Origin of the sequence: Thermus neutrinimicus (assembly GCF_022760955.1) — a bacterium.
GTDB lineage: Bacteria > Deinococcota > Deinococci > Deinococcales > Thermaceae > Thermus > Thermus neutrinimicus.
This window is the reverse complement of the sequence record NZ_JAKTNU010000005.1, coordinates 76,462-102,445: the sequence shown is the minus strand read 5'-3', so window position 1 is coordinate 102,445 and position 25,984 is coordinate 76,462. Positions and strand designations below refer to the sequence as shown.

The following is a 25,984-nucleotide window of genomic DNA, read 5'->3' as shown; positions in this document are numbered from 1 at the left end:
TTTACCGAGTATAAGGAGGTTGCACCCATGCTGACGCTACCGGAGAAAATCCTCTTTATCCTGCTCCTGGCCGCAAGCCTCTACTATGCCTATACTGGTTTTCGCCGCGTGTACCTGGCCATCCGCAGGGGGCGTCCGGAGGAGCGCTTTGACCGCCTGCCCGAGCGCGTTGGCCGGGCCCTTTGGCTTACCCTTACGCAGCAGACGGTTTTCAAGAGGCGGCCTCTGGTTTCCCTTCTCCACGCCCTGGTCTTCTACGGCTTCGTCTATTATCTCCTGGTCAACCTGGTGGACCTTCTGGAGGGGTACTTCCCCCTGCACGCCCGAGGGGGTCTGTGGAACGCTTATAACCTTGTGGCCGACCTTCTCACCGCCGCCATCCTGGTGGGCATCCTGGGGCTCATGCTCCGCCGCTACCTTCTGGCGCCTCAGGATTTCACCTGGAATCCCAAGGTGCCCCTCCACGAACGGGTACGCGGGGGAATCCCCCGGGATTCGGCTATCGTGGGGGCCTTCATCACCTTCCACGTGGGAAGCCGCCTGCTTTCCAAGGCCGCGGGCCTGGCCCAGGGGGAGCCCGATCCCTTCCAGCCGGTCGCCAGCCTTCTGGCCTCTTGGCTTGGGGGCCTTTCGCCTTCCAGCCTAGTGTTTTTGGAACATTTCTTCTGGTGGGGTGCCCTAGGCTCCATCCTCCTCTTCCTGCCCTACTTCCCCCGTTCCAAGCACATCCACCTGATGATGGGTCCCATCAACTTGGCCTTCCGCCAGGAGAGGCCTGGGGCCCTCTTGCCCCTGGACTTTGAGAGGGAGGAGGAGAAGTTCGGGGCTGAAAAGCTGGAGGACCTTTCCTGGAAGCGCCTTCTGGACGCCTATGCCTGCATCATGTGCAACCGCTGTCAGGAGGCCTGCCCCGCTTACGCCACGGGAAAGGCCCTCTCCCCGGCGGCCATCGTCATCTCCGAGCGGTACGAGCTGAATGAGATCCTCCCGGCCTTTGCCAGCGGGCAGGAAAGCCCGAGGCCCCTTATGGACTTCGCCCTGAACGAGGAGGCCCTTTGGGCCTGTACCACCTGCATGGCCTGCGTGGAGGTCTGCCCGGTGGGCAACGAGCCCATGCTTCACGTCCTGGACGTGCGCCGGGCCAAGGTGCTCATGGAAGGGGAGTTCCCCCAGGAGCTCAACAACGCCTTCCGCGGCATGGAGCGCTCGGGCAACCCCTGGGGCATCGGCCAGGATAAGCGCCTGGACTGGGCGGAGGGCCTTAAGGTGCCCACCGTGGAGGAAAAGCCTCATCCTGAGGTCCTCTACTGGGTGGGATGTGCGGCCAGCTACGATCCCAGGGCCCAGAGGATCGCAAGAAGCATGGTGGATATCCTAAACGCCAGCGGGGTGGATTGGGCGGTCCTGGGCCGCAAGGAGAAGTGCACGGGGGATTCCGCCAGGCGGGCGGGCAATGAGTACCTCTTTTTCCAGCTGGCCACGGAGAACGTGGAAACCCTGAACCAGGTGGCCCCTAAGACCATCGTCACCACCTGCCCCCACTGCTTCCACACCCTGGGCAACGAGTACAAGGCCTTTGGCGGAGAGTACCGGGTGGTCCACCACTCGGAGTTCATCGCCGAGCTTTTGCGCTCGGGCCGGCTGAAGGTTTCCGAGGAAACCCGGCGGGTAGTCTTCCATGACCCCTGCTATCTGGGCCGGCACAACGGGGTGTACGAGGCCCCCCGGGAGGTGCTCAAGGGGGTGGGCTTGTTCCTCACCGAACCCCCTAGGAGCCGGGAGCGAAGCTTCTGCTGCGGGGCCGGCGGAGCCCAGTTCTGGAAGGAAGAGGAACCTGGGGCCATGCGGGTTTCGGAAAACCGCTACCGGGAGCTTAAGGGCACGGGGGCGGAGGTTATCGCCACGGGTTGCCCCTTCTGCATGGCCATGATGAATGTGGAGGTGGCCCAGGACGAGAAGCCCCCCGAGGTTTTGGACATCGCCGAGCTGGTGGCCCGGGGCCTTAAGGCCTAGGGTTTCCATACACGGCGAAGACCCGGTAGCCCTCCATCCACCCCTCCCCAAAGGCCCGCAGCAGGAGGCCTGGGGGAGGGGTGAGGAGTTCGTAGGGCTCCCAGTAGAAGGGGCTTTGCGGCCTGTTGCGCCGCAAGGCTTCCCGGCGGCTAAAGCCTTCCACCAGGAGAAGCCCCCCTGGGGCCACCAGGGGAGGAAGGGCCTTAAGAAGGGGCCGGTTTACGTAATAGCTCATGAGGATGCCGGCGAAGGGGCCTTTGGGAAGGTGGGTGAGGGCCTTGGGGTCCTCGAGGTCCAGCTCCACCAGGGTGAGCCCGGGGGTGCCGGCCAGTTTCCTTAGGGCCTCGCGGCTCCTTTCCACCAGGACCACGGGGTGGCCCCTTTGCAGGAAGTAGCGGGCGTTCCTTCCTAGGCCTCCGGCCAGGTCCAGGATGGGCCCAGGGGGTACGAAGGGGCCATAGGCCCGCACCGTGAAGGCCGGGGCTCGTTCCCCTTCCGTTTCCCGGTAAAAGGCATCCCAATCCCTAGGCATGTTTCCGGAAGGCCAGAAGGCTTCCCCCCAGGAGGATGAGGAAGGTTACGCCCCAGAAGGCGGGTTTCGGCAGGTGCCAGGCCAGCTCGGGACGGTGCAGGAGTTCCGCCAGGGTGGCGTTTCCTTCCAAGAGGAGCTTGACCCCGGCCCAGCCCACCAGGGCGTAGGCCACCTTTTCCAGGCCGGGATACCGCTCCATAACCGCCACCACGTAGCTGGCAGCCAGGCGGATGAAGAGGATGCCCAGGGCCACGCCCAGGAAGACCAGGAGGAGGTCCTGGGAAAAGGCCACCACTGCCAGGATGGAGTCCACGGCAAAGGCCAGATCCACCAGGTTGATGAGGAGGACCACCCGCCAAAACTCCCGGGCGGTGGTTTCGGGCAAGGGCTTGGCCTCGGGGTGGTCGTGGAAGTGTTGAACCATAAGGAAGAGGAGGTAAAGCCCCCCCAACACCTGAACCCACCATAGCCGGATCACGTACACGGCGAAGAGGAGGGCTAGGCCCCTGAGGAGGTAGGCCCCCAGGACCCCGTAGAAGAGGGCCTTGCGGCGCAGGTGGGTGGGCAGGGGCCTCACCATCACCGCCAGCACCAAGGCGTTGTCCCCGGAGAGGAGGGCCTCGAGGACCGCCACGGAAAGGAGCACCAATAGCGCTTCCCCGCTCATGCCTCCCCCAAAAGGTACCTTAGCCCAGGGGCCAAGGCTTGCTTCCACGTGACCCAGTTGTGTCCCGAGGCCCTTTCCCGGTAGGCATGGGGAACCTTGCGGTCAGCCAGGAGGGCGGCGAAGCGGCGGACTGGGGCCAGGAGCCATTCCAAAAGACCCACCTCCAGGTAGATGCGGGGTAGGACCTTGGCGTTAGCGTACTGCTCCAAAAGCCATTCCCGGTCCCGATAGGCGTCGGTGCCGCCTGGATGGGCCTTTAGCGCCGGGGAGAGGGCGAGGACCTTTGGGAAGCGGCCCGGGTGGCGAAGGGCTTGCCACAAGGAAAAAAGCCCCCCCAAGGAGGCCCCCACCAGGAGGACCTCCCCCAAGGGGCCCTTTAGGCGTTCCACTTCCCCTAGGACCCGGTGGAACTCCTCCTCGTAGGCTTCGGAAAACCGGTACTCCTGGTTCCGGTCGATGGGCTCCACAAAGACCAGGCGCACCGCTGGGATCTCGCCCGCCTCCACCAGGGCCTGGGCCACCTTGTGCAGGCCTGCGGTGCGGTAGAAGGCCACCCCATCCTGGGCCACCAGGGTGGCCTGGGGACTTGTCCCCGCATCGGCTACGTAGAAGCGTCTTTCCCCCAAGCGGTGCCGCTCTACCCTGGGTTCTTCCCTGGGCTCAGGGGGCGCTTCGAACCGGTGCCCGGGAAGCCGAATGGCCCGGGGATAGGTCCACCAGGGATTGTCCGCCCGCTCCGGGTTATCGGGGTCGGGGAAGGGCCTACCCCCTTCGTCCAGGAAGGCGTATTCCACATAGGCTCCTTCGGGAAACTCCAGGGTGACGGGGCCTTGGAGGGGAATGGGGTTCCTTTCCCAGTCGGTGAAATCTCCCACCAGGGCCTTGGCCTGGGCTGGGGGAAAGAAGGTGACGGTGCGCTTGGAAACCCGTACCACGGGAATACTCTACCCGGGACAGGAGCGGAGCTAAAGCTTGGCCAACTCCGGGTAGAGGAGAAGGAGCTCCTCCTCCGTCAGGGCCTCACCTTCCCTTTCCGGGGTCCAGGAGAGGTACGCGGCCAAGAGGGTGAAGGGGCTGGATCCCGCCAGGTCCATGAGGGCTTGCCTGGCCCGGGATCGGGTCAAGGGGGATTGGGGAGGAAGAAACCTGCGCTCGGCGAGGATGAGGCTTACCACCAGGTAGCGCCCGCCGGGCTCCACCTGGGCCTGGTACTCCTCCCACACCTGCTTCTTTCCCTCAAAGTGCCGGAAGGTTTCCTGGTACTTGCTCCGCTCCTCCAGCATCCACGCGTCAAACCGGCCCAGGACCTCCTCCTCGGAACCTGCCACCACCCGGTAATCCCCAAAGCGCCAGGCGGGTTCCTCCTTGAGGAGCAAAAGCGCCGCTTCGTCCACCAGGTCCGCCAGGCCCTTGGCCGAGGTGGTGTCCGCTCCCTCGGCCAGAAGCCGGAGGGCCCTTTGCACCTGGGGGCGGGCCAGGAGGGCTAGGCGCAACCTGGCCACGCTGGCGGTGGGTTCTAGGGGGTATTGGCCTGGCCCGTAACCCCCCGCCTGGCGGAGGCCCCGGACCAGGTAGGCGGTCAGCACGGCCAGGCCCAGGAAGACCAAAACGGGTACAATACCCAAACTTCCCCCACCCCCTCCGGGGTAGACCACCACCGGGCCAGGATAGGGGGGGTACGAGGGGGCTGGGCTGGGGAAGACCGGGGCTGGCCCCGGGCTCATGGGGGGTGGGGTAGGGGCATAGGGGCGTCCGCCTGCGCCGCCCCCGCTCTTCTGGGCCAGGGCTAGGGAGAGGGCCAGAAGCAGGAGCCAAACGAGGCGGCGCATGGCCTTCAGCATACCCCAGGGCCAGGAGGCTTTGTGCTAAAACCAACGATGCAGTAAACTTGACATAGGTAGGCTTAGGCTATGGACGAGAAAAGAGAAAGGAGGGAAAACATGCTGCCAGAAACCCTGCCCGTCTGCCCGGTGAGGGGGTCGGTCATCTACCCCACCATGGTCATGCCCATCGATGCCGGGAGGCCTATCTCCATCCGGGCCATCGACGAGGCCTTGGCCCGAGAGCGGGTGCTACTTATCGTGAGCCAGAAGGACAAGGAGGTGGAAACCCCTAAGCCCTCGGACCTCTACGAGGTGGGCACCGCCTGCAACATCCTCAAGATGCGCAAGAACCCGGACGGCTCCGTCCAGGTGCTGGTGCAGGCCTTTGCCCGGGTGCGGGTCAAGGAGTGGCTGGACCTGGGGGACCACCTCGAGGCCAAGGGGGAGGTTCTCTCCGATGAACCCGCTGATCCCACCTTGGTCAAGGCCCTGGTGCGGGAGGTGAAGGACAAGTTCCAGGCCCTTCTGAAGGAGGGGAAGTACCTGGCCCCCGAGGTGGCCCAGTTCGTCTTGAACCTGGAGGACCCAAGCCAGCTGGCGGATTACATCGCCTTCCACATGGACTTCCGCCTGGAGGACAAGGAGAGGGTGTTGGAAACCCCCAACGTGGCGGAGAGGCTGAAGCGGGTTTTGGTCCTCCTCGAGGCGGAGCTGGAGCTCATAGAGACGCAAAGGCGCATCCAGCAGCAGGTCAAGGAGGAGATCGACCGCAACCAGCGGGAGTACTTCCTCAGGGAGCAGATGAAGGCCATCCAGCGGGAGCTCCACGGGGAGGAAGGCGCCGAGGAGGTGGAGGAGTTCCGCAGGAAAGTGGAGGAGCTCCACCTTCCCCCCGTGGTGCGGCAGGAGGTGGAGCGGGAGCTCAACCGCTTTGCCCGCATGCACCCTGATTCCGCCGAGGCCAGCGTCATCCGCACCTACCTGGACTGGATCGTCAACCTTCCCTGGAACACCCGTACCGAGGACAACCTGGATCTAAACCGGGCCAAGGAGATCCTGGAAAGGGACCACTACGGCCTGGAGAAGGTGAAGGACCGGGTCCTGGAGTATCTGGCGGTGCGGAAGCTCAAGGCGGAGCGGGCCAAGCGGGGGGAGATCCCACCAGACGAGGTGAACAAGGGGCCCATCCTCCTCTTCGTGGGGCCCCCTGGGGTGGGGAAGACCTCCATCGCCAAGAGCATCGCCGAGGCCTTGGGCCGCAAGTACGTGCGCATCTCCTTGGGGGGTGTGCGGGACGAATCCGACATCCGGGGGCACCGGCGTACCTACATCGGGGCCATGCCCGGCCGCATCATCCAGGGCCTGCGCCAGGCGGGCACCAAGAACCCCGTCTTCCTCCTGGACGAGGTGGACAAGCTGGGCATCTCCTACCAGGGGGACCCTGCGGCGGCCCTCTTGGAGGTGCTGGACCCTGCCCAGAACAAGGAGTTTGTGGACCACTACCTGGGGGTGCCCTTTGACCTTTCCGAGGTGATGTTCATCTGCACCGCCAACTTCCCCCAGAACATCCCCGCCCCCCTCTGGGACCGGATGGAGGCCATCGAGTTCACCAGCTACATCGAGCAGGAAAAGCTGGAGATCGCCAAGCGCTACCTCCTGCCCCGGCAGATGCGGGAAACCGGCCTCCTCGAGGGCCAGGTGGTGATCACCGAGGCGGCCCTCATGCGCCTCATCACCCACTACACCCGCGAGGCCGGGGTGCGCCAGCTGGAGCGGGAGATCGGGTCCCTTTTGCGCAAGGCGGCCCGCCAGATCCTGGAAGAGGGCAAGAAGCGGGTGCGCATCACGGAGAAGGATCTGGAACGGTACCTGGGTCCACCCCGCCACCTGCCGGAAACCGAGGCCCGCGAGCCCCAGGTGGGGGTGGCCACGGGCATGTACTACACCCCGGTGGGGGGCGACATCATGTTCGTGGAGGTGTCCGTGATGCCCGGCAAGGGCAACCTGATCCTCACCGGGCAACTGGGGGACGTGATGAAGGAGTCCGCCCGGGCGGCCCTCTCCTACGCCAAGCGGAACGCGGAGCGCTTCGGCATCCCCTTGAAGCGGTTTGAGGAGTCCGACATCCACATCCACGTGCCCGCGGGGGCCATTCCCAAGGAAGGGCCTTCGGCCGGGGTGGCCATCGTGAGCGCCTTGGTCAGCGCCCTCACGGAGGTGCCCGTCCGCCACGACATCGCCATGACCGGGGAGATCACCCTCACGGGCAGGGTGCTCCCCATCGGCGGGGTAAAGGAGAAGGTGCTGGGGGCCAGGCGGGCGGGGATCCGGGAGGTGCTCCTTCCCAAGCAGAACGAAGCCGACCTCAGCGACATCCCCAAGCCCTTGCGCCAGAACATGACCTTCCACTTCGTGGAACACCTGGACACGGTCCTGGACCTGGCCCTGGTGGGTGGGCTCAAGGCCTTGGAGCAAAGGGCTAAGGAGGCCAAGGCCAGGGGAACCAAGGCGCGGGGCAAAAGGGAAGTGGTGGCCCATGCCTAGGGGTGGCCTCTAGGGGCCAGGGGCATGCCCTTTCTCCCCGCCGGGCAGGCCACCCGGCGGGGTCCTGATTCAGGGGGACCCCTCCAGGGCCTTTTGGTACACCTCCAAGTAGGCCTGGGTGATCCTTTCGGGGTGAAAGCGGGCGATAGCGTATTCCCGGGCAGCCTTGCGCATGCTGGGGAGCCCGGGATGGGCAAGGAGGTCCAGCACCGCCTGGGCGAAGCCCTCCAGGTCCCCCAGCTCCACCAGCCGGCCCACCTCGGGCCGTACCAGCTCGGGAACCCCGCCCACGGCGGTGGCCACCACGGGCACCCCGCTGGCCAGGGCCTCGAGGGCCGCCTGGCCAAAGGATTCCTCCTCCGAGGCCAGCAGGAAGAGATCAGCAGCCCCCAGGACCTCCTCAGGGTGGGGCGTGGGGGGGTGGAAGGTGACCCAGCGCTCCACCCCGAGTTCCTCCGCAACCCGCTTGGCCTCCCCTTCCTCCGGTCCCTTCCCCAGGAGAAGGAGCCTGGCCTTTACCCTTCTTCGCACCTTGGCGAAGGCCCGCACGATATCCGGCACCCTTTTGATGGGGCGGAAGTTGGAGGCGTGCAGCAAAAGCCACTCCCCCTCCTCCGCATAGAGCTTCTTCCGCTCCGGTCTTGGGTAGAAGCGCTCCGGGTCCACGGCGTTATGGATGACCACGGGGCTAACCCCGAAGGCCTTCCGGGCTTCCTGGGCCAGGGCTTGGCTCACCGCGGTGGTGGCCTGGGCCCTTTGGAGGGCCTTCCGGGTGGGTCCGTGGAAGGCCGGGTCCATGCCCAGCACCGAGACATCGGTGCCGTGGAGGGTATGCACCAGGGGAAGTTCCTCGCCGAGCCCCAGATAGGCAGCGGCGGCGTGGGGAATGGCGTAGTGGGTGTGGACCAGCTCCAGGCCCAGCCGCTTGGCCTCCCGCTCCAGCACCCCGGCCAGGGACAGGGTGTAAAGGGGGCCGGGGAAGACGGGGTAAAAGGGCAGGTCCACGGGGACGTAGACCACAGGGCTTTCCTTGGGCAGGCGGAAGGGCCTTTCCGTGGCGAAAAGGTAGATCTGATGGCCCATCTGGGCCAGGCGGTGGGCCAGCTCCGTGGCCACAATCCCGCTACCCCCCAGACCGGGGTAGGCCACCAGGCCCAGCCTGAGCACCCTCACGCCGCAACCCGCAAGGGGGGAGGGGTGAGGGCCCACCCCCCTGGACCTATGCCCATGGGAGACGCACCTTTAGGATGTTCCCCGATCGGTTGCCAGAAGAAGGCCATGCCCCCAGTTTAGCGTAGGGGACAGGGGGTGCTCAGGGCCGCCAGCCCGAGGGGCTTGCGGGGTAGGGAGGGTTGGCCCCCCGGGGGACCTCGAGGCGGAATAGCCGCGTGAGGAGGACCACGCCCCCGGTGGCTTGGGCTTGGGAAAGGGCCTGGTACAGGAGTTGGGATAGCTCCAGGAGGAAGCGGTCCTGCCGTTCCTTGGGTATAGGAAGGGCACCGAAGGTGAAACAGGCGGGATTAACCGCCTGGCAATGGGGTTCCAATCGTAGCCTTCCCCCCAGGAAGTAGACCCGCCAGGCCCCCAGGTCCACCCGGTATCCCGCGCGCAGGTGGTCCTGGTACTGGCTGGAGAGCTTGCGCCAAAGCTCCTGGGCTTCCTTGCCGGAAGGGCCCAGGGTATACCGCCACTCCCGGGCCCCCGCCTGGGTTAGGGTTTGGCTTCGGGTAAGCCGCCAGTCTTGGGCCATGGCCCCGGCCAGGGCCAGAAGGGCCAGGATGGCTAACCACCTGGACGTCCACGTGCCCATGCCTTCAGACTGCCATGACCGGGGCAAGGGGCATGTGACAAACGGGCCTGAGCCTTATAGGTGAGGATGCCCATGGCCCCCTCAGAGGTTCCTTAGGATTTCTTCCCCCTCTTCCATGTAGCTGTCCCATGGTATCAACACGTACTCCCGGCCCGAACGGGCGACATGGTAGGGGAGATCCAGGCGGAGGGGTGTGCGCACCTGCTTCAGCTCCTGCACCAGGGCGGGAGGGGGTTTGGGGTAAAGGTGGGGGCGGAGCCTTTCCAGAAGAAGGCTCAGGCGGAAAGCCCAGAGGGCTTTCCCGTTCCCCTTCCGGTGAGGTGCTTCCTGGGGCTTAGGGGGCTTCATGGTTCAGTTCCTTTGCACCTTCTTGTTCAGGAAGTCCAAGAGGAGGTACCTGCCGAGGTTGCCGGGGTGGGTGAGGTAGGCCTTACCCCGGGTGATCTGGGAAAGCTTCTTCACGAAGGCCAGGAGTTCCGGTTCCCGGGCCAGCATGAAGGTGTGGATGGGGATGCCTTCCTTGCGGGCCAGGGTGGCTTCCTTTAGGGTTTCCGCCAGGATCAGGGGATCGAGGCCCCAGGCGTTCTTGTAGATTTCCCCGCTGGGAAGGGTGATGGCCGAGGGCTTGCCGTCGGTGATGAGGATGATCTGCCTCAGCTCCCCGCCCATCTTCCGCAAAAGGGTTCTGGCCAGCTCCAGCCCCGCCTTGGTGTTGGTGTGGTAGGGGCCCACCTGGGCCAGGGGAAGTCGGGAGAGGGGGATTTCCTCCGCGGTGTCGTGGAAGAGGACGAAGCGCACCCGGTCCCCGGGGTACTGGGTGCGGATCAGATGGGCCAAGGCCAAGGCCACCCTTTTGGCGGGGGTGAAGCGGTCCTCCCCGTAAAGGATCATGGAGTGGGAGCAGTCTAAGAGGACCACGGTGCTCATGCTGGCGGTGTACTCCGAGAGGTCGATGACCAGATCCTCGGGGGAGAGCTCCATAAGCCCCTTGGCCATGGCCTTTTTCAGGGTTTCCGGAACGTTGAGCTCCAAGGGGTCCCCCCACTCCCAGCCCTTGGTTTCCCCTGTCTTCTCCACCCCCGGGGCGTGGTGGGGGGTGGGGTGAAGCCCGGGCGCATTTCGGCCCAGGGCCCCCAGGAGCTCCCGGAGGCTTTTCAGGCCCAGGAAGTCCGAGGCCTTTTCCGTGAGCTCAAAGCGGGTCTCGCCCGCCTCCCCCTTGTACCCTCCTTGGGCGGGGTTAGTGGGATCTTCTCCAGGGAAGCGGAGATACCCGGCTTCCCTTAGCTTCTCCAGCATCCGGGTGAGGGCCTGATGGAGCCTTGTATCCTCCTTGCGCTCGGCGAAGCGGGCCTCCCTAAGCCAGTCCTCCGGCACCAGTTCGTTTTTGAGGAGGGCCTCGAGGAGGGCGTCGTAGAGATCCTCCAGCGTAGGCCGGCGTTCGGGGTCGGGGTCGTAGCGCTGGAAGGGATCGGAAAACCCGGAGTCCAGGAGGAAGTCCTCCAGGAGGCCCAGGATCTCCTCGGGGGAGAGGTCCTCGAGGCTTCCCTCGTAGCGGCTATAGCGGATGGCCTTCATCGTCCTCCCAAAAACCTTGCCCATGGGCCCCGGGGATAGGGGGCCAGGGTGGCCGCCACCTCCATGCCCCGGTCCAGGCTAGTTGCCATAGCTCCGCGTCCTCTCCGCCGCCTGGTAGCTCATCTCCCCCCGGGCGAGCTTTCTCCTGCCCACCAGCCCCTCCAGGATAAACTCCGCCGCGGAAAGGAGCCCCTCGGGCTCCTGGCTTTCCGCCAGGGCCCTTGCCGCCTCTAAGAGTCCCGGCACCTCCGCCATGGCGCTTAGGGCCTCCTCCACGCTTCCCTCCGGCAGGGTGAGGAGGTTTCCCTCTTCGAAATAGGCCACGATGGCCTCGGTCCTCAAGCGGTAGCGGGGGATAACCATGCCAAAGGCCCTTTGCACCAGGTCCCGGGCCACCTTTTCCGCTCCCTGAAGCTCCCCCTCGTACTCCAACTCCAGCTTCCCGGTGATGGCGGGAAGCCCCGCGTAGAGGTCCAGGGGACGGGCCACAGGCCGCGTGCCCTGAAGGAGAGCCCGCCTCTCGGCGCTGGCCGCCACCACCTCCAGAAGGCTTATGGAAAGGCGTTGGGAAACGCCGGCCGTCTGGTCCACCCGCCGGTCTTCCCGGGCGGCGAAGGCCACGGCCTCCACGGAAAGGCGGATCCACTCGGGGATGAGAACCCCTTCCGGCACGAAGGCTTCCTGGGCGCTGATCCGAAGGCCCTCCTCGAGGGTCTTGGGGTAGTGGGTGCGGATCTCGCTGCCGATGCGGTCTTTGAGGGGGGTCACGATCCGTCCCCTGGCCGTGTAGTCCTGGGGATTGGCGGTGAAGACCAGCCAGACGTCCAAGGGCAGGCGGATGGGGTAGCCGCGTATCTGCACGTCGCCTTCCTCCAGGATGTTGAACAGGGCCACCTGCACCTTGGGGGCGAGGTCGGCCAGCTCGTTCACGGCAAAGATGCCCCGGTTGGCCCGGGGAAGGAGGCCAAAGTGGATGCTTTCCAGGTCAGCCATACCCGTTCCCTTGCGGGCTGCCTTGATGGGGTCCATGTCCCCCAGGAGGTCGGCCACGGTGGTGTCGGGGGTGGCCAGTTTCTCCACATACCGCTCCTCCCGGGTTATCCAGACGATGGGAGCCTCGTCCCCGGCCTCCTCCAGAAGCCGCTTCCCTTCCGGTGAGATGGGCCTTAGGGGGTTGTCCCGAAGCTCGGTGGCCAGGGCGGGGATCTCCTCGTCCAGAAGGTTGATCAAGCTGCGAAGGATACGGCTTTTGGCCTGGCCCCGGGTGCCCAGGAGGATGAAGTTTTGCTTGGCCAGGATGGCCTGGACCAAGGCGGGGATGACGGTGTCCTCGTACCCGTGGATGCCTGGGAAAAGCCTTTCCCCTTTGCGGAGCTTTTCCTTGAGGTTTTCCCGGGCCTCGTCCTTGACGGTGCGCCCAAGCTTCTCCATGGGATAGGTGCGCCGGAGTTCGCCGAGAGTCTTGGCCTTCACCCCTCCAGTTTAGGCCCAGGGGAGGTTAGGGGTTTGTGGCGGAGGGCGGCACGGGGGTAGCATAGGGGCATGAATCGGGGGAGGGACTGGGGGTGCTGTGACGAGGATTTTCACCTTTGATCCCGAGGCCCGCCGTGCGGAGTTGGAACGGGCTACGGCCTGGTTGGCGGAGCGGCCGGAGGTTCTGGCGGTGGTCCTCTTTGGCTCCTTGGCCCGGGGGGAGGCCACGGCCATGAGCGACGCCGACCTCTTGGTCCTTTTGGAAGGCTCCCCCTTGCCCTTCCCCGAGCGCCTGGTCCTCTACCGGCCGCAGGGGATCCGGAGGGTGGAGGTCTTTCCCTACACCTGGGAGGAAGCGGTAAGGGGTCTTTGGGAGGGGCATGGCCTGGTCCATGCGGCCCTGCGGGAGGGTGTTCCCCTCTTTGAGCGGGAAGGGGCCTGGGCCCGCCTGAAGGGCCTGGCGTCCTCTTCCCCGTAATCCTCGCCTAACGCCCTTCTCATCCCCTGGCGGTAAGGTGCCTCTCGTGGAGATCCATGGCACCACCATCTTGGCCGTGCGCAAGGACGGGGTTACCGCCTTGGCCGGGGATGGCCAGGTTACCTTCGGGCAGACCGTCCTCAAGCGGGGGGCGGTGAAGGTGCGGCGCCTCGAGGTGGGGGAAGGCATCCTGGTGGGCTTTGCCGGCGGGGTGGCGGACGCCTTAAGCCTTCTGGAGCGCTTTGAGGAGAAGCTTAAGGAGGCCAAGGGCAACCTGCTCAAGGGGGCGGTGGAAACCGCCAAGCTTTGGCGCACCGACCGGGTGTTGCGCCACCTTCAGGCCATGATCATTGCCGCCGACCGGGAGGGGATGGTGCTCCTTTCCGGAAGCGGCGAGGTCATCACCCCCGAGGAACCCCTTTTGGCGGTGGGGTCTGGGGGCCCCTATGCCTTGGCGGCGGCCAAGGCCCTCTACCGGCACTCCGGCCTTTCCGCTCGGGAGATCGCTGAGGAGGCCCTTAAGATTGCGGCTGAGGTGGATCTTTACACCTCGGGCCAGGTGACGGTTCTCACCCTGGAGGAAGCATGAACCTCACGCCTGCGGAGATCGTTCGGGAGCTTTCCAAGCACATCGTGGGACAAGAGGCGGCCAAGCGGGCGGTGGCCGTGGCCTTGAGGAACCGGTACCGCCGGAAGAAACTTCCGCCCGAGGTGGCCCGGGAGGTGACCCCCAAGAACATCCTCATGATCGGGCCCACGGGGGTGGGTAAGACGGAGATCGCCCGCCGCCTGGCCCGCCTGGCGGGGGCTCCCTTTGTCAAGGTGGAGGCCACCAAGTTCACCGAGGTGGGTTACGTGGGCCGGGATGTGGACGCCATCGTGCGGGACCTGGCGGAGGCCAGCTACCAGCTGGTGATGGAGGAGATGAAAAAGAAGGTGGAGGAAAAAGCCCTGGCCCTGGCCGAGGAGGAGCTGGCCACCCTGCTCCGCGCCTCGGTGGCCGAGGTGCGCGCGGGGCGGCTGGATAGCCTCTCTGTGGAGGTGCAGGTGGAAGAGGAGGTGAGCCTGCCCTTCATGGGTGTCCTCGGGGGCGAGGGCTTTGGCGGCATGGGGGAGATGCTGAAAGGCCTTCTTCCCAAGCGGCCGGTGCGCAAGCGCATGACGGTAAAGGAAGCCCGGGAGGTGCTCAAGAACCAGCACGCCGAGCGCCTCATCGATAAGGAGGAGTTGAAGGAAGAGGCCAGGAGGCGGGCCCAGGAGGACGGAATCGTCTTCATTGACGAGATCGACAAGGTGGCCCGCCGGGAGGGCACGGTGGGGCCGGATGTGTCCGGGGAGGGGGTCCAGCGGGACCTCCTGCCCATCGTGGAGGGTACGGTGGTCTCCACCCGCATCGGTCCGGTGTCCACCGAGCATGTGCTCTTCATCGCCGCGGGGGCCTTCCATGTGGCCAAGCCCTCGGACCTGATCCCCGAGCTCCAGGGCCGGTTCCCCATCCGGGTGGAGCTTTCCCCCTTGGGCCCCGAGGAGTTTTACCGCATCCTGAAGGAGCCGGAAAACTCCTTGATCCGCCAGTACACGGAGCTTTTACGGGCAGACGGCACGGAGCTCCTCTTCCATGAGGATGCCCTAAGGGCCATCGCCGAGGCGGCCTACCGGGCTAATCAGGAGCTCGAGGACATCGGGGCCAGGAGGCTGGCCACGGTCTTGGAACGGGTGCTGGAGGAGGTCAGCTTCCAGACGGACCTGGGCCGGGTGGAGATCACCCGGGCCTATGTGGAGCAGAGGTTGGAAGCGGTTTTCGCTTCCCCGGACATGACGCGGTTTGTGCTGTAGGAGGGTAAAGATGCGCTGGATCCTTTTGGCTTTGGGTTTGCTGGCTGGACCTGCTCTAGCCCAGACCCCCCCACCCCCCTCCAACCAGGTGGAGAAGCAGGATGCCTTCCGGCTTGGGGTACAGCTTTACGCCCTGGGCCGGTACGAGGCGGCCCTGGAGCTCTTTGAGCGGGCCTTGAAGGAGAAACCCCAGGACCCGGACATCCTCTACTGGCTGGCCCGGGCCCAGCTCAAAGTGGGGCTCCTCAACCCCGCCTTGGAGAACGCCAAGGGTCTGGTGGCCAGGAACCCCCGGTACATCGGGGGGTACATGGTTCTTTCCGAGGCCTATGTGGCCCTCTTTCGGGCCTCGGAGGATCGGGAGAAGGGGAAGGGCTATCTGGATCAGGCTCTGACCGTACTCCGCGATGCCGAGCGGGTGAACCCCCGCTACGCTCCCCTCCATGCCCAAAGGGGTCTGGTCTACGCCTTCCTGGGCCAGGCGGACAAGGCGGAGGAGGCCTTTAAGAGGGCCCTGAGCCTGCAGGACTCCGCGGAGGTGAGGGGGGCTTTGGCCGAGCTCTATCTGGCGGCAGGCCGCCTGGATGAGGCCCTGGAGCAGTACGCCAAAGCGGTCCAGCTTTTACCCCAGGATGGAAACCTGAGGGTCCGCTATGCCTCGGCCCTCCTCCTGAAGGGTCGGGCGGAGGAGGCGGTGAGGGTTTTGGAGGAGGGCTACCGCCTCAAGCCCCTAGATGCCGAGGGTTGGTACACCTTGGGCCAGGCCTATTTCCTCCTGGGTCGTTCCAAGGAGGCAGGGGTAGCCCTGGAGAACGCGGTGGCCCTGGCCCCTTTGCGCTTCCCCGTGGCCTATTACTACCTGGGGCAGATCTACCTGGCCCTGGGGGATGCCCAGAAGGCCAAAAGCCGCCTCACGGTGGCGGTGCGCCTCGAGCCCAAGCGGGCCGAGTACCGATACCAGCTCTGCCTGGCCAACGAAAAGCTAGGGGACAAGGAGGGCGCCCGTTACCAGTGCCAGGAGGCTTTAAAGTTAAAGCCCGGCTACAAGGAGGCGGAGGAGGTGCTCAAGCGGCTTTAGGGGGTATAGCCGGCTAGAATAGAAAAGGAGGGCCCTTACCGGGTTTACGTGTGCCGCTCTTGTGGGGAGCGCTTTGTGGTTCAGGACCTAAGGCTCAAGGCGGAGCTAGACCTACCCGCCCTTAGGGCCAGGGCTGCTTGGTACGCCTTGGCGGAGGAAGAGGATGTGGAGGTTTGAGGGAGGCCGTTTCCTGGGGGAAACCTTCCCCCTGCCTGAGGAGGAGCGCTTCCTCCTTTTGGTAAACGGGAAGCCCTGGACTTCTTTCAGCTACACCCCCGGGGACGAGGCCTACCTGGCCCTCGGCCATCTCTTCTTGAGCGGGGTGCTTTCGGGCCTCGAGGGGGTGCGCTGGTTGGTGGGCGAGGGGGTGGTGGCCGTGGACCTGCCCGGGGATCCCGACAAGGGGGTGGGCGTACGGGATAGCGGTTGCGCTGCGGGGCTACGCTATGGTGAACCCCGCCTTTCCCCCCTGCCTAGGTTGCCCCTGGAGCCCAGACTTCCCCTGGAGCTCATGGCCCAACTGCGCCAGCATGCGGTGCGCTACGCCCGGACCCGGGGTATACACGGAGCGGCCCTCTTTGACCTTTCCGGACAGCTTCTCTACATCAATGAGGATATTGGTCGCCACAACGCCGTGGACCGCCTGGCGGGGTACATGCTCCTGGAGGGGGTACAGCCTCCCGTGCTCTTGGCGGTAACGGGGAGGGTAAGCCAGGAGATGGCGGGCAAAGCCATCGGTATGGGCGCGGTGCTCCTGGCGAGCCGCACGGGAGCCACCCTCCCTGCCGTGGAGCTAGCCCGCCGCTACGGCTTGGCCCTGGCGGCCTACGTGCGCCCAACAGGCTACCGCCTCTACGCCCCAGGCGGTATGCCGGTGCCCGAGGGGGTTCTCAGGCCTTAGGCTCTTCCTTCTTTTCCTCGCCCTCCTGGAGGCCCTTTTTGAACTCCTTGGCCGACTGGCCAATGCCCCGGGCCAGCTCGGGAAGCTTCTTGGCGCCGAAGAGGAGGAGGATGACGAGAAGGATGAGGAGGATTTCCACTGGACCTAAGCGCATGCGGCTATTGTAGCACGCCTTGACCCTCTTGAGGTCAAGTGTTATCGTGGCCTCTGGGGTGGCCGAAGGCCCCGGGGCGTAGCGCAGGCCGGTAGCGCACCTGCTTTGGGAGCAGGGGGTCGCCCGTTCAAATCGGGCCGCCCCGACCACGCGGGAGTAGCTCAGTTGGTAGAGCATCGGCCTTCCAAGCCGAGGGTCGCGGGTTCGAGTCCCGTCTCCCGCTCCAGATGGCCGGGGTGAGGTTTCACCCCGGCTTCGCCTATGGGCCCGTAGCTCAGGGGACAGAGCAGCCGCCTTCTAAGCGGTAGGTCGGGGGTTCGAATCCCTCCGGGCCCGCCAAGCCCAGGACGCAAAGGTTTACCCCCGGTGGCATGGCCGGGGGATGCCTTTTGCGGCTTATCTACCGCCTAAGGGGACGAGAAGGGGCCTCGAGCATGGTATTCTCAAGGCCGGCCCTCGGGGCCCTGTCCATGCTGAAACTGGAGAACATCACCAAGCGCTTTGGTTCCGTGGTGGCCAACCGCCGGGTCACCCTCGAGGTGGCCCGGGGGGAGGTCCTGGCCCTTCTGGGGGAAAACGGGGCGGGGAAGACCACTTTGGTGAGCATCCTTTACGGCCTCTATGCCCCGGACGAGGGGCGGATCCTCCTGGAGGGCCAGGAGGTACGCATCCCATCCCCCAAGGCCGCCCAGCGCCTGGGCATTGCCTTGGTGCCCCAGCATCCTGAGCTCATCGAGGCCCACACCGTGGCCGAGAACCTGGCTTTAGGCCTGGATCTGCCTCTGGTTTTCTCCCGCCGGGCTCTCGTGCGGCGGCTTGCGGCCCTTTTGGAGGGGCATCCATTGGGCGTGGACCTCGAGGCGCCTGCGGCCCGTCTTTCCGCTGGGGAAAAGCAAAGGGTGGAGCTCCTCCGCGCCCTTCTCAACCGCCCCAAGGTGCTGGTTTTGGACGAGCCCACCAGCGTTCTTACCCCCAAGGAGGTGGACGGGCTTTTTCAGGAGATCCTGCGCCTCAAGGCCCTGGGCCTTGCGGTGATCTTCATCAGCCACAAGTTGGAGGAGGTTTTGGCCATTGCTGACCGGATCGCGGTGCTTAGGGCTGGGGAGAAGGTGGGGGAGGTTTGGCGGAAGGAGGCCAGCAAGGACCTCCTGGTGCGCCTTATGGTGGGCCGAAGCCTGGCCCCGCCCCCCAAGATGCCCCCGCCCCGGGAGGAGGTGATCCTCGAGGTGGAGGACCTTCTGGTGCCCCGGCATGGTTTTCCTGTTCAGGGGGTTTCCTTTGCCCTGCGGGCGGGAGAGGTGCTGGGGATTGCGGGGGTGGCGGGAAGCGGGCAGGCGGAGCTGGTGCAAGCCCTGGCGGGGCTCAGGCCCCACCAGGGCCGGGTGCGCTTCCTCGGCAGGCCCTGGCCCCGGGATCCCAACCATCTCTTCCGACAGGGGGTGGCCCATGTTCCCGAGGAGCGGAGCATGGGGGTGGTGGGCGGCATGAGCGTGGCGGAAAACCTAGCCCTTAGGACCTACCCCCGGTTTGTTCGCAGGGGCCTCCTGGATTACCGGGCCATGGAGAAGGAGGCGGAGGGCTTGATCCAGCGCTACGGCATCCGCACCCCCTCCCCCCGCACCCCCGTGCGGTTCCTCTCGGGGGGAAACGTGCAGAAGGTGATCCTGGCCCGGGAGCTTCAGGGGGGGCCTCGCCTCCTTTTGGCCATGCACCCCACCTACGGGCTGGATGTGGGGGCCACGGAGGAGGTCCACGGGCGTATTCTAGAGCTGGTACAAGCGGGTGGGGCTGTGGTTTTGGTCAGTGAGGACCTGGACGAGATCCTGGCCCTCTCCCATAAGGTGGCGGCCCTGTACCGCGGGCGCTTCGTGGGGCCCATTTCCCGGGGGGAGGCGGACCGGGAACGCCTGGGGAGGATGATGACGGAGGGGCGAATATGAGGTGGGAGTTGGATCCAAACCCCTCCCCCCCGAAGGTCCTTCTCACCTATGCCGTTTTTCTTTTGCTATCCCTCCTGGGCCTGGGTGTGCTCTTCCTCCTTTACGGGGTAGTGCCCCTTAAGGCGTATGGCCTCCTTCTCTCGCCCCTCATGGATACCTTGGGCTTAGCGGAGGTGGTGCGGCGCACCATCCCCCTTCTCCTTATCGGCTCGGGCCTGGCCTTGGCCTTCCGGGTGGGGTTTTTCAACATTGGGGCGGAGGGGCAGCTCCTTATGGGAGCGGTAGGGGGAGCCTACGTGGCCCTTTTTCTACCCCCTGGGCCCTGGACCCTGGCCCTTATGTTCCTTCTGGGGGGTGGTTTGGGGGCGGTTTGGAGCGGGCTTGCCGCCTGGCTTCGGGTGCGCTTTGGGGCCAACGAGATCCTGACCACCCTCATGCAGAACTACCTGGTTTACTACCTGGTGGTCTACCTGGTGGCGGGACCCTGGAAGGGGCAGACGGTCTTCGGCTTCCTCTACACGGACCCGTTTCCCCCGGAGGCAAAGCTTCCCCGCCTGGGGGATACCCTGGTGCACTGGCCCACCCTGGTCCTTGGCATTGCGGCGGCCTTGGGGCTTCAGCTCCTTCTCTTCCGCACCCCCTTGGGCTTTGAGTGGCGAATCCTGGGGGAAAACCCCGAGGCTGCCCGGTACCTGGGCCTTAAGGGGGGCAGGCTGATCCCCTTGGCCGCGCTTCTTTCCGGGTTTCTTGCGGGCCTTGCGGGGGTGGGGGAGGTGGCGGGCATTCACCTGAGGCTCTTGGAGCCTGCCCAGATTTCCCTGGGGTACGGCTTCACCGCCATCCTGGTGGCCTGGTTGGCCCGGGGAAGGCCCCTTTGGGTGCTCTTTACCGCTCCCCTTCTCGGCCTCATCCTGGCCGGTGGGGATGCCCTGAAGCTTTCCCTTTCCATGCCCTTCCGGGTGGTGGATGTGGTGGCGGGGCTTTTGCTCCTTAGCCTCATCGGGGCTGAGGCCTTGAGCCAACGTCGCTTGATCTGGAGGCGCTGATGGAAGAGGCTCTGGTGCGCGCGGTGCTGTTTGGGACGCCCATACTCCTTGCCTCCTTGGGGGCTCTCCTTTCCGAGCGGGGTGGGGTGGTGAACCTGGGGGTGGAGGGCATGATGGCGCTCTCCGCCCTGGGAGCCTTTGCCGTGGCCCTCGAGGTCGGGCCGGTTAGGGGGATTCTTGCCGGGGTAGGGGTAGGCTCCTTCATGGGCCTTTTCCTGGGCCTCTTTGCCGTGGTCCTCCGGGCCAACCAGTTCGTGGCGGGGCTCGCCCTGGCCGCCTTGGGCCTTGGGGCCTCGGGGCTTTTGGGGAAGCGGTATGAGGGGGTGCCCCTACCCCAGCCCCTGCCGGAGGGGGGTCTGGCCCTGGTGGCCTTGGCCTTGGCTTTGGGCCTCCACCTCCTTCTTTCCCGCACCCGCTTTGGCCTTTACCTGAGGAGCGTGGGGGAAAACCCCAAGGCGGCGGATCTCTTCGGGGTGAGCGTGGAGGGGGTGCGGTACCTGGCCTTGGCCCTGGGGGGTGGGATAATCGGCCTGGCTGGGGCCTACCTCTCCCTGGCCTACCGCCCTTCCTGGACAGACGGCATGACCTCAGGGCTGGGCTGGGTAGCCATCGCCTTGGTGATCCTGGCGGGCTGGCACCCCTTGAGGGCCGTGTTGGGGGCCTACTTTTTTGGCCTCCTATTCTTCCTGCAGTTCCGCCTGCAGGGCAGTGTACCTATACCGGCGGAGGCCTTTGCCGCCATGCCCTACCTTTTGGTTATCCTGGTCCTGGCCCTATCGGGCCGCGCCCGGGCCCCCAAGGCCCTGGGCCAGCCCTTTGACCGGGGGAGGTGAGCTATGAGGAGAATAGGGGTTTTGCTGGTGTTGGCGTTGGGGTTGGCGTGGGCCCAAGGGGATGGGCTCAAGGCCTGCTTCATCTACGTGGGGCCCATCGGGGATGCGGGATGGACCTTCGCCCACGATCAAGGGCGGAAGAAGGCGGAGGCCGCCCTTCCTTGGCTGGAGACCCGGTATGTGGAGAGCGTGCCCGAGGCCCAGGCCCTTCCCGTTATCGACCGGTTTGTGAAGGAAGGGTGCCAGGTGATCTTCGCCACCAGCTTCGGGTATATGGAGGCGGTCCTCGAGGGGGCGAGGAAGTACCCGAACGTCATCTTCGCCCACGCCACCGGGATCAAGCGGGCTCCCAACGTGGCCACCTACATGGCCGACTTCTACCAGGTTTACTACCTGAACGGCCTGGCCGCCGGGGCCCTTTCCAAGACGGGTAAGGTGGGGTATGTGGCCGCCTTCCCCATCCCCGAGGTGAAGCGGCACATCAACGCCTTCACCCTGGGGGTTCGGGCGGTGAACCCCAAGGCCCAGGTCTTGGTGCGCTGGATTAACGCCTGGTACGATCCGGCCAAGGCCAGGGAGGCCACGGAGGCCCTTCTGGCCCAGGGGGCGGACGTCTTCGCCTTCACCGAGGACACCCCCACGGTGATCCAGACGGCGGCCAGAAAGGGGGCTTACTCCTTCGGCCACTACACCCCCATGCTGAAGTTTGCCCCGGACCACGTGGTCTCCGGCCAGATCGTCCACTGGGATGTGATCTACATCGACTTCCTCAAGAAGGTGAGGGAGGGTGTCTACACCGCCAAGAACCTGCAGAATGTGGATTACTTCTGGCTCCTGCAGCACAAGGCGGTGGAGATGGGCGCGGACTACGGGGTGCCCATAAACCCCAAGCACGTGCCCCTGTTAAAGAAGGCGGAGATGACCGTGGGCGGGAAGAAGGTGAGCGTCTACGACCGCATCATGGCCCTTCTGCAGGATATGCAGAGCCCCAAGCCCACCTTTGATCCCTTCACGGGGCCCATCCGGGACCGGAAGGGGGTATTGCGTATCCCGGCGGGCAAAAAGGCCACCCTCGAGGAGCTCCTCACCATGGAGTGGGCGGCGCCAGGAGTGGTGGGGGACTGGCCCGGAGAGCCCAAGTAGAACCTGCGGGGTTGGGGCCAGGGAGGTCCTCCCTGGCCCGTTTTTCACCGCTGCCTGGCTTCTGGGCGAATGGTTTTCAAGCCTCCCGCATCCCTCCCGCACGGCCCCCAGGAGGGGTTTCTGAGCCCCTTGCCCCTGGAGCCTTAGGGCCTTAGAGTGCCCGGAAGACCTCCTCCAGGATCTCCAGGCCCATGGCCGCCTCCGTCTCCGTGAGGATGAGGGGCGGGGCGATGCGGAGGGCCGAGGGCCCTGCGGGAAGGAGGAGAAGCCCTTTCCTGAAGGCCAGCTCCACCGCCTTGTCCCTGAGGTCGGGCCGCTCCTCCGTTGGGGTACCGAAGTCCAGGCCGATCATGAGCCCCCTCCCCCGCACGTCCCCAAGGAAGGGGAAGCGTTCCTGAAGGGCCTTAAGCTCCCTGAGGAGGTAGGCCCCCACCTGCCTGGCGTTTTCCATGAGGCCCGCCTCCAGGAGGTCCAAGGTGGCGTGGGCGGCGGCCGCGGCCACCGCCTGGCCGCCAAAGGTGGTGCCGTGGGACCCCGGGCGCCAGCTGGAAAGCTCCTCCCGGAAAAGAAGGGCGCTAATGGGGTAGCCCGAGGCCAGGCCCTTGGCCAGGACGTAGACGTCCGCCTTCACCCCCTCGTGCTCGAGGGCGAAGAAGAGCCCGGTGCGGCCGGCGCCCGACTGCACCTCATCCGCCACCAGGAGGATGCCGTAACGTTCCAGAAGAGCCTTGAGCTCGGGGATGAAGCCGGAAGGAGGCAACAGATACCCCCCTTCCCCCTGTATGGGCTCCAAGAAGAAGGCGGCCACCTCCTCCGGGGGCACCACGGTGCGGAAAAGGTGCTCCAGGTATTCCAGCACCGCTTTCCCCACCTCCTCCGGCCTGGCCTCGAGGGGAGGGCGGAAGGGGTTAGGGAAGGGCACGTGCACCACCCCGGGAAGAAGGGGGGAGAAGCCCTTGCGGTAAGCGCTTTTGCTGGCGGTGAGGGAGAGGGAGCCCAGGCTCCTGCCGTGGAAGGCCCCGGTAAAGGCCAGAAGGTAGGGCCTTCCCGTGTGGTGGCGTACCAGCTTGATGGCGGCTTCTATCCCCTCGGTGCCCGAGTTGCCGAAGAAGACCCGGTAGCCTCCGCCGAGCCTACCCACCAGCCTTTCCGCCAGGGAAAGGGTGGGCTCGTGGGTGAAGTCGGAAAAGCACACGTGGGCGAAGCGCTCCGCCTGGGCCCGCACGGCTTCCAGCACCTTAGGGTGGGCGTAGCCCGTGGTGTTGACCGCTATCCCCGCCATGAAGTCCAGGAAGAGGTTCCCGTCCACGTCCTCCAGGAACACCCCCTGCCCCCGGGCGGGGACAAAGGGGTAGGGGCGGATGTAGGAGGAGGAGAGGACGGCCTGACCCCTTTCCAAGAGGGCCTTGGCCTTGGGACCGGGAAGCGGAGTATGGATGCTGGGCTTCATACGGGGCCAGTCTACCAGGGTCCTGGCCCCTTTCCCAGGCGCATTTTATGCATCAGAGGACGGCTTTTTACAGGAGGCCTTCGGCTTCCAGGTGGGGGCGGGCGTAAAAGAGGGTGAGGGCGGTGGAGGCGTCCTGGATCTCCCCGGCCTCCAGGAGGCGGTAGACCTGGGGAAGGGGAAGTTCCACGGGTTCCAGAAGCTCCCCCTCCTCCAGGGCTGGCCTGGCCACCACCTCCGCCTGAAGGGCCAGGAAGGGGTGGAAGACCACCGCGGTGAAGGAGGGTTGGGGGTGGAAGGGGGGAAGGGGGAAAAACCGCTTGGCCTCGGCCCCCACCTCCTCCAAAAGTTCCCTCTGGGCGGCTTCCAAGGGGGTTTCCCCAGGGTCCACCTTGCCCGCGGGGATCTCCAGGAGAAACTTGCCCGTGGGGTGGCGGTACTGGCGTATGAGGAGGGCGGTGGCCTTTTCGGTCACGGGCAGGACGAAACTCGCGGCCACCGGCCCCGGGCGGTAGATGTAGGTGAGCTCCTTGCCGGTGTGGGTGCGCAACCTTTCCCGCACCAGCCTCACGGGCTCGGAGAGGATCTCTTCCAGCTCCAGGCGCTTCCAGGGACTCATCTCGCCATGCGCTCTATGACCCGGCGCACCTTCTCCCCGGGGGCCCTGGGTCCCAGGGCCTTGGTCACCACCCCAATGGCGGCCAGAGGGGTCTTAAACTGGGATAGGTCTACGTTTTCCCGGATCCAGGCCTCGATCTCCTCCTCGCTCATCTCCTTGGGCAGGAAGCGGTCCAGGAACTCCACCTCGAAGGTGTTGCCCTGCTCCAGGGCGATCTCGCGCAGGGCCTTGAGCACCTTAACCGCCTCGGCGTCGGGCAGGGCCTTGCCATCCCCTTTGCGGTCCAGCTCCGCCTTCACCACCCGGGCGAAGTCCAGGGTCTTTTGATCCCGGGCCTTCATGGCCTCCTTGATGGTTTCCTTGATGGCCTCGTAGATGCTCATCCTCCACTTAGTGTAGCCGGTAAAATGCCCCTCATGTGGGCGCTCCTTTCCCTTTCCGACAAGAGGGGGCTTGTGCTCTTCGCCCAAGGGCTTTTAGGGCTGGGTTACAGGCTCTTGGCCACCGGGGGGACCCATAGGGCCTTGGTGGAGGCGGGGCTTCCCGTCACCTACATCTCCGACTTCACCGGCTTTCCCGAGGTCCTCGAGGGCCGGGTCAAGACCCTGCACCCCAAGGTGCACGCGGGGCTTCTCGCCCGGCCCGACCAAGAGGAGGAGCTAAAGGCCCTGGGCTTTGAGCGGATCGGGGTCCTGGCGGTGAACCTCTACCCCTTCCGGGAAACGGTGGCCAAGGGGGCGGGTTTTGCCGAGTCCCTGGAGCAGATCGACATCGGGGGCCCGGCCATGCTGCGGGCAGCGGCCAAGAACCACATGGCGGTCCTGCCCGTGTGCGACCCCGAGGACTACCCCCGGGTGCTCCAGGCCCTCGAGGAGGGCCCGTCCCTGGAATTTCGGAGGGAGCTTGCCCGCAAGGCCTTCGCCCACACCGCAGGCTACGACGCTGCCATCGCGGAGTGGCTGGCTGGGGAGAAGTTTCCCCCCGAGAAGTTTCTGGTCCTGAGGCGGGAAAGCCCCTTGCGCTACGGGGAGAACCCACACCAGGAAGCGGCCCTCTACCGGGTTTATGGGGAGAAGGGGCCTCTTTTGGAGGCCCGGGTCCTCCAGGGCAAGGCCATGAGCTTCAACAACTACCTGGACGCCGAGGCCGCCTGGAACCTGGTCTCGGAGTTTGAGGGGCCTGCCTGCGTGGCCATCAAGCACCAGAACCCCTGCGGGGTGGCCTTGGGGGAAGGTCCCCTGGAGGCGTACCGCAAGGCCTATGAGGCAGACCCGGTTTCCATCTTTGGGGGCATCGTGGCCTTCAACCGGGAGGTGGACGGGCCCACGGCGGTGGCCATGGGGGAGGTGTTTTTGGAGGTGGTCCTGGCCCCGGGTTTCACCCCAGAGGCCCTGGATGCCTTTTCCCGCAAGAAGAACCTCCGCCTCCTTCAGGTGCCCTTCCCCGCCCAGGGGGCTTACCTGGACTTGAGGCGCCTAAGGGGCGGGGTGCTCCTTCAGGACGCCGATACCCGGGATCCCATGGAGCCCAAGGTGGTCACGCAGAAGGCCCCCACCGAGGAGGAATGGCAGGACCTCCTCTTCGCCTGGAAGGTGGTGAAGCACGTGCGCTCCAATGCCATCGTGGTGGCCAAGGGGGGCCAGACCCTGGGCATCGGGGTGGGGCAGACCAACCGCTATGCCGCCGCCAAGCATGCCCTGAAGACCGCCAAGGAGAAGGCCAGGGGAGCGGTCCTGGCCTCGGACGCCTTCTTCCCCTTTGACGACGTGGTGCGTCTGGCGGGGGAGTTTGGCATCCGCGCCATCATCCAGCCTGGCGGAAGCGTGCGGGACGAGGACTCCATCCGGGCGGCGGACGAGCTGGGCATGGCCATGGTCTTCACTGGGGTGCGGCACTTCCGGCATTGAATCCCTCCCCTTAGGGCGCCTCGAGGCCAAGCCCACTGGCCGTGTGGCATGGTTGTTGATCCAGTTGGGGGGCTCCCCCGGGACCTGGGCCCGCGGGCTTGCGGACACCTGGTCTTAGGGAAGCCGAAAGGGAGCCCCATGGGGCTCCCAAAGGTGCAGCCAGGG

25 protein-coding genes and 3 tRNA genes are annotated in these 25,984 nt (G+C 65.6%); 15 read left to right on the top strand and 13 right to left on the bottom strand.

The features are described from left to right. Positions 1–27 precede the first annotated feature (27 nt). Positions 28–2,013, top strand: coding sequence for a (Fe-S)-binding protein (locus L0C59_RS05165; protein WP_243090132.1), 1,986 nt, complete (start codon positions 28–30; stop codon positions 2,011–2,013). Here L0C59_RS05165 and L0C59_RS05160 read toward each other — a convergent pair. Genes L0C59_RS05160 through L0C59_RS05145 form a run of 4 tightly spaced genes read right to left on the bottom strand, consistent with a single transcriptional unit; the run spans position 2,003 to position 5,041 of the window. Continuing rightward, complete coding sequence (locus L0C59_RS05160) at positions 2,003–2,545, bottom strand: class I SAM-dependent methyltransferase (RefSeq protein WP_243090131.1); 543 nt, start codon at positions 2,543–2,545, stop codon at positions 2,003–2,005. The genes L0C59_RS05165 and L0C59_RS05160 overlap by 11 nt on opposite strands. Further along, positions 2,538–3,212 (bottom strand): TerC family protein, encoded by a 675-nt coding sequence (locus L0C59_RS05155; RefSeq protein WP_243090130.1) that lies wholly within the window; start codon positions 3,210–3,212, stop codon positions 2,538–2,540. Before L0C59_RS05155 ends, L0C59_RS05160 begins: the two co-directional genes overlap by 8 nt. Next, complete coding sequence (locus tag L0C59_RS05150) at positions 3,209–4,147, bottom strand: alpha/beta hydrolase-fold protein (protein WP_243090129.1); 939 nt, start codon at positions 4,145–4,147, stop codon at positions 3,209–3,211. Before L0C59_RS05150 ends, L0C59_RS05155 begins: the two co-directional genes overlap by 4 nt. A 30-nt stretch (positions 4,148–4,177) precedes the next feature. Continuing rightward, positions 4,178–5,041: a DUF1517 domain-containing protein gene (locus tag L0C59_RS05145; RefSeq protein ID WP_423247922.1), complete on the bottom strand. Its 864-nt coding sequence runs from the start codon at positions 5,039–5,041 to the stop codon at positions 4,178–4,180. Positions 5,042–5,152: 111 nt separating this feature from the next. On the opposite strand from L0C59_RS05145, the gene lon reads away from it, so the two are divergent. After that, positions 5,153–7,579: an endopeptidase La gene (gene lon / locus L0C59_RS05140; protein WP_243090148.1), complete on the top strand. Its 2,427-nt coding sequence runs from the start codon at positions 5,153–5,155 to the stop codon at positions 7,577–7,579. A 69-nt stretch (positions 7,580–7,648) separates the two neighbouring features. On the opposite strand, the gene bshA is transcribed toward lon, so the two are convergent. The 5 genes from bshA to L0C59_RS05115 all read right to left on the bottom strand — a co-directional run bounded on the left by bshA (position 7,649) and on the right by L0C59_RS05115 (position 12,437). Further along, on the bottom strand, positions 7,649–8,752 hold the full coding sequence (bshA, locus tag L0C59_RS05135) for an N-acetyl-alpha-D-glucosaminyl L-malate synthase BshA (protein WP_243090127.1): 1,104 nt from the start codon (positions 8,750–8,752) through the stop codon (positions 7,649–7,651). A gap of 139 nt (positions 8,753–8,891) precedes the next feature. Then, positions 8,892–9,389: a hypothetical protein gene (locus L0C59_RS05130; protein WP_243090126.1), complete on the bottom strand. Its 498-nt coding sequence runs from the start codon at positions 9,387–9,389 to the stop codon at positions 8,892–8,894. A gap of 81 nt (positions 9,390–9,470) precedes the next feature. Further along, positions 9,471–9,737 (bottom strand): hypothetical protein, encoded by a 267-nt coding sequence (locus tag L0C59_RS05125; protein ID WP_243090125.1) that lies wholly within the window; start codon positions 9,735–9,737, stop codon positions 9,471–9,473. A gap of 3 nt (positions 9,738–9,740) precedes the next feature. Then, positions 9,741–10,964: a vWA domain-containing protein gene (locus tag L0C59_RS05120; protein ID WP_243090124.1), complete on the bottom strand. Its 1,224-nt coding sequence runs from the start codon at positions 10,962–10,964 to the stop codon at positions 9,741–9,743. A gap of 78 nt (positions 10,965–11,042) precedes the next feature. Further along, positions 11,043–12,437, bottom strand: a complete 1,395-nt coding sequence (locus L0C59_RS05115; protein ID WP_243090123.1) for a sigma 54-interacting transcriptional regulator — start codon at positions 12,435–12,437, stop codon at positions 11,043–11,045. 97 nt (positions 12,438–12,534) lie between these two features. Between L0C59_RS05115 and L0C59_RS05110 the strand changes: the two genes are divergently transcribed. The 5 genes from L0C59_RS05110 to L0C59_RS05090 all read left to right on the top strand — a co-directional run bounded on the left by L0C59_RS05110 (position 12,535) and on the right by L0C59_RS05090 (position 16,730). Then, positions 12,535–12,915, top strand: a complete 381-nt coding sequence (locus L0C59_RS05110; RefSeq protein ID WP_243090122.1) for a nucleotidyltransferase domain-containing protein — start codon at positions 12,535–12,537, stop codon at positions 12,913–12,915. Between the two features lie 46 nt (positions 12,916–12,961). Then, positions 12,962–13,504, top strand: coding sequence for an ATP-dependent protease subunit HslV (hslV, locus tag L0C59_RS05105; RefSeq protein ID WP_243090121.1), 543 nt, complete (start codon positions 12,962–12,964; stop codon positions 13,502–13,504). Then, entirely contained in the window at positions 13,501–14,751 is a 1,251-nt protein-coding gene (hslU, locus tag L0C59_RS05100) for an ATP-dependent protease ATPase subunit HslU (protein WP_243090120.1), read from the top strand. The genes hslV and hslU overlap by 4 nt, the downstream gene beginning before the upstream one ends. Before the next feature lie 10 nt (positions 14,752–14,761). Next, positions 14,762–15,829 (top strand): tetratricopeptide repeat protein, encoded by a 1,068-nt coding sequence (locus L0C59_RS05095; RefSeq protein WP_243090119.1) that lies wholly within the window; start codon positions 14,762–14,764, stop codon positions 15,827–15,829. A 163-nt stretch (positions 15,830–15,992) separates the two neighbouring features. After that, a complete protein-coding gene (locus L0C59_RS05090; RefSeq protein ID WP_243090118.1) occupies positions 15,993–16,730 on the top strand; it encodes a formate dehydrogenase accessory sulfurtransferase FdhD in 738 nt (245 codons plus the stop codon). Here L0C59_RS05090 and tatA read toward each other — a convergent pair. Further along, a complete protein-coding gene (gene tatA, locus L0C59_RS05085) occupies positions 16,720–16,884 on the bottom strand; it encodes a twin-arginine translocase TatA/TatE family subunit (RefSeq protein WP_038030191.1) in 165 nt (54 codons plus the stop codon). The two genes, L0C59_RS05090 and tatA, sit on opposite strands and share 11 nt — an antisense overlap. Positions 16,885–16,956: 72 nt before the next feature. Here tatA and L0C59_RS05080 point away from each other — a divergent pair. From L0C59_RS05080 to L0C59_RS05050, 7 genes are all read left to right on the top strand, one after another. Next, positions 16,957–17,033: transfer RNA gene (locus tag L0C59_RS05080), tRNA-Pro, on the top strand. Position 17,034: 1 nt separating this feature from the next. Then, positions 17,035–17,110, top strand: a tRNA-Gly gene (locus L0C59_RS05075). Between the two features lie 37 nt (positions 17,111–17,147). Beyond that, a tRNA-Arg gene (locus tag L0C59_RS05070) sits at positions 17,148–17,223 on the top strand. Positions 17,224–17,354: 131 nt separating this feature from the next. Beyond that, the gene (locus L0C59_RS05065) at positions 17,355–18,824 is read left to right on the top strand and encodes an ABC transporter ATP-binding protein (RefSeq protein ID WP_243090147.1); all 1,470 of its coding nucleotides are present in this window, start codon (positions 17,355–17,357) and stop codon (positions 18,822–18,824) included. Then, complete coding sequence (locus L0C59_RS05060) at positions 18,821–19,870, top strand: ABC transporter permease (protein ID WP_243090117.1); 1,050 nt, start codon at positions 18,821–18,823, stop codon at positions 19,868–19,870. Before L0C59_RS05065 ends, L0C59_RS05060 begins: the two co-directional genes overlap by 4 nt. Next, complete coding sequence (locus L0C59_RS05055) at positions 19,870–20,703, top strand: ABC transporter permease (protein ID WP_243090116.1); 834 nt, start codon at positions 19,870–19,872, stop codon at positions 20,701–20,703. The genes L0C59_RS05060 and L0C59_RS05055 overlap by 1 nt, the downstream gene beginning before the upstream one ends. Before the next feature lie 3 nt (positions 20,704–20,706). Then, the gene (locus L0C59_RS05050) at positions 20,707–21,846 is read left to right on the top strand and encodes a BMP family ABC transporter substrate-binding protein (RefSeq protein ID WP_243090115.1); all 1,140 of its coding nucleotides are present in this window, start codon (positions 20,707–20,709) and stop codon (positions 21,844–21,846) included. A 151-nt stretch (positions 21,847–21,997) separates the two neighbouring features. On the opposite strand, the gene L0C59_RS05045 is transcribed toward L0C59_RS05050, so the two are convergent. The 3 genes from L0C59_RS05045 to L0C59_RS05035 all read right to left on the bottom strand — a co-directional run bounded on the left by L0C59_RS05045 (position 21,998) and on the right by L0C59_RS05035 (position 24,295). Beyond that, positions 21,998–23,296, bottom strand: a complete 1,299-nt coding sequence (locus L0C59_RS05045) for an acetyl ornithine aminotransferase family protein (RefSeq protein ID WP_243090114.1) — start codon at positions 23,294–23,296, stop codon at positions 21,998–22,000. A 67-nt stretch (positions 23,297–23,363) separates the two neighbouring features. Then, positions 23,364–23,912 carry an NUDIX hydrolase gene (locus tag L0C59_RS05040; protein WP_243090113.1) on the bottom strand — a complete coding sequence of 183 codons (549 nt, stop codon included), beginning with the start codon at positions 23,910–23,912 and terminating at the stop codon, positions 23,364–23,366. Further along, positions 23,909–24,295, bottom strand: coding sequence for a GatB/YqeY domain-containing protein (locus L0C59_RS05035; RefSeq protein WP_243090112.1), 387 nt, complete (start codon positions 24,293–24,295; stop codon positions 23,909–23,911). Before L0C59_RS05035 ends, L0C59_RS05040 begins: the two co-directional genes overlap by 4 nt. Before the next feature lie 33 nt (positions 24,296–24,328). On the opposite strand from L0C59_RS05035, the gene purH reads away from it, so the two are divergent. After that, positions 24,329–25,819, top strand: coding sequence for a bifunctional phosphoribosylaminoimidazolecarboxamide formyltransferase/IMP cyclohydrolase (purH, locus tag L0C59_RS05030; protein ID WP_243090111.1), 1,491 nt, complete (start codon positions 24,329–24,331; stop codon positions 25,817–25,819). Positions 25,820–25,984: the final 165 nt, after the last annotated feature.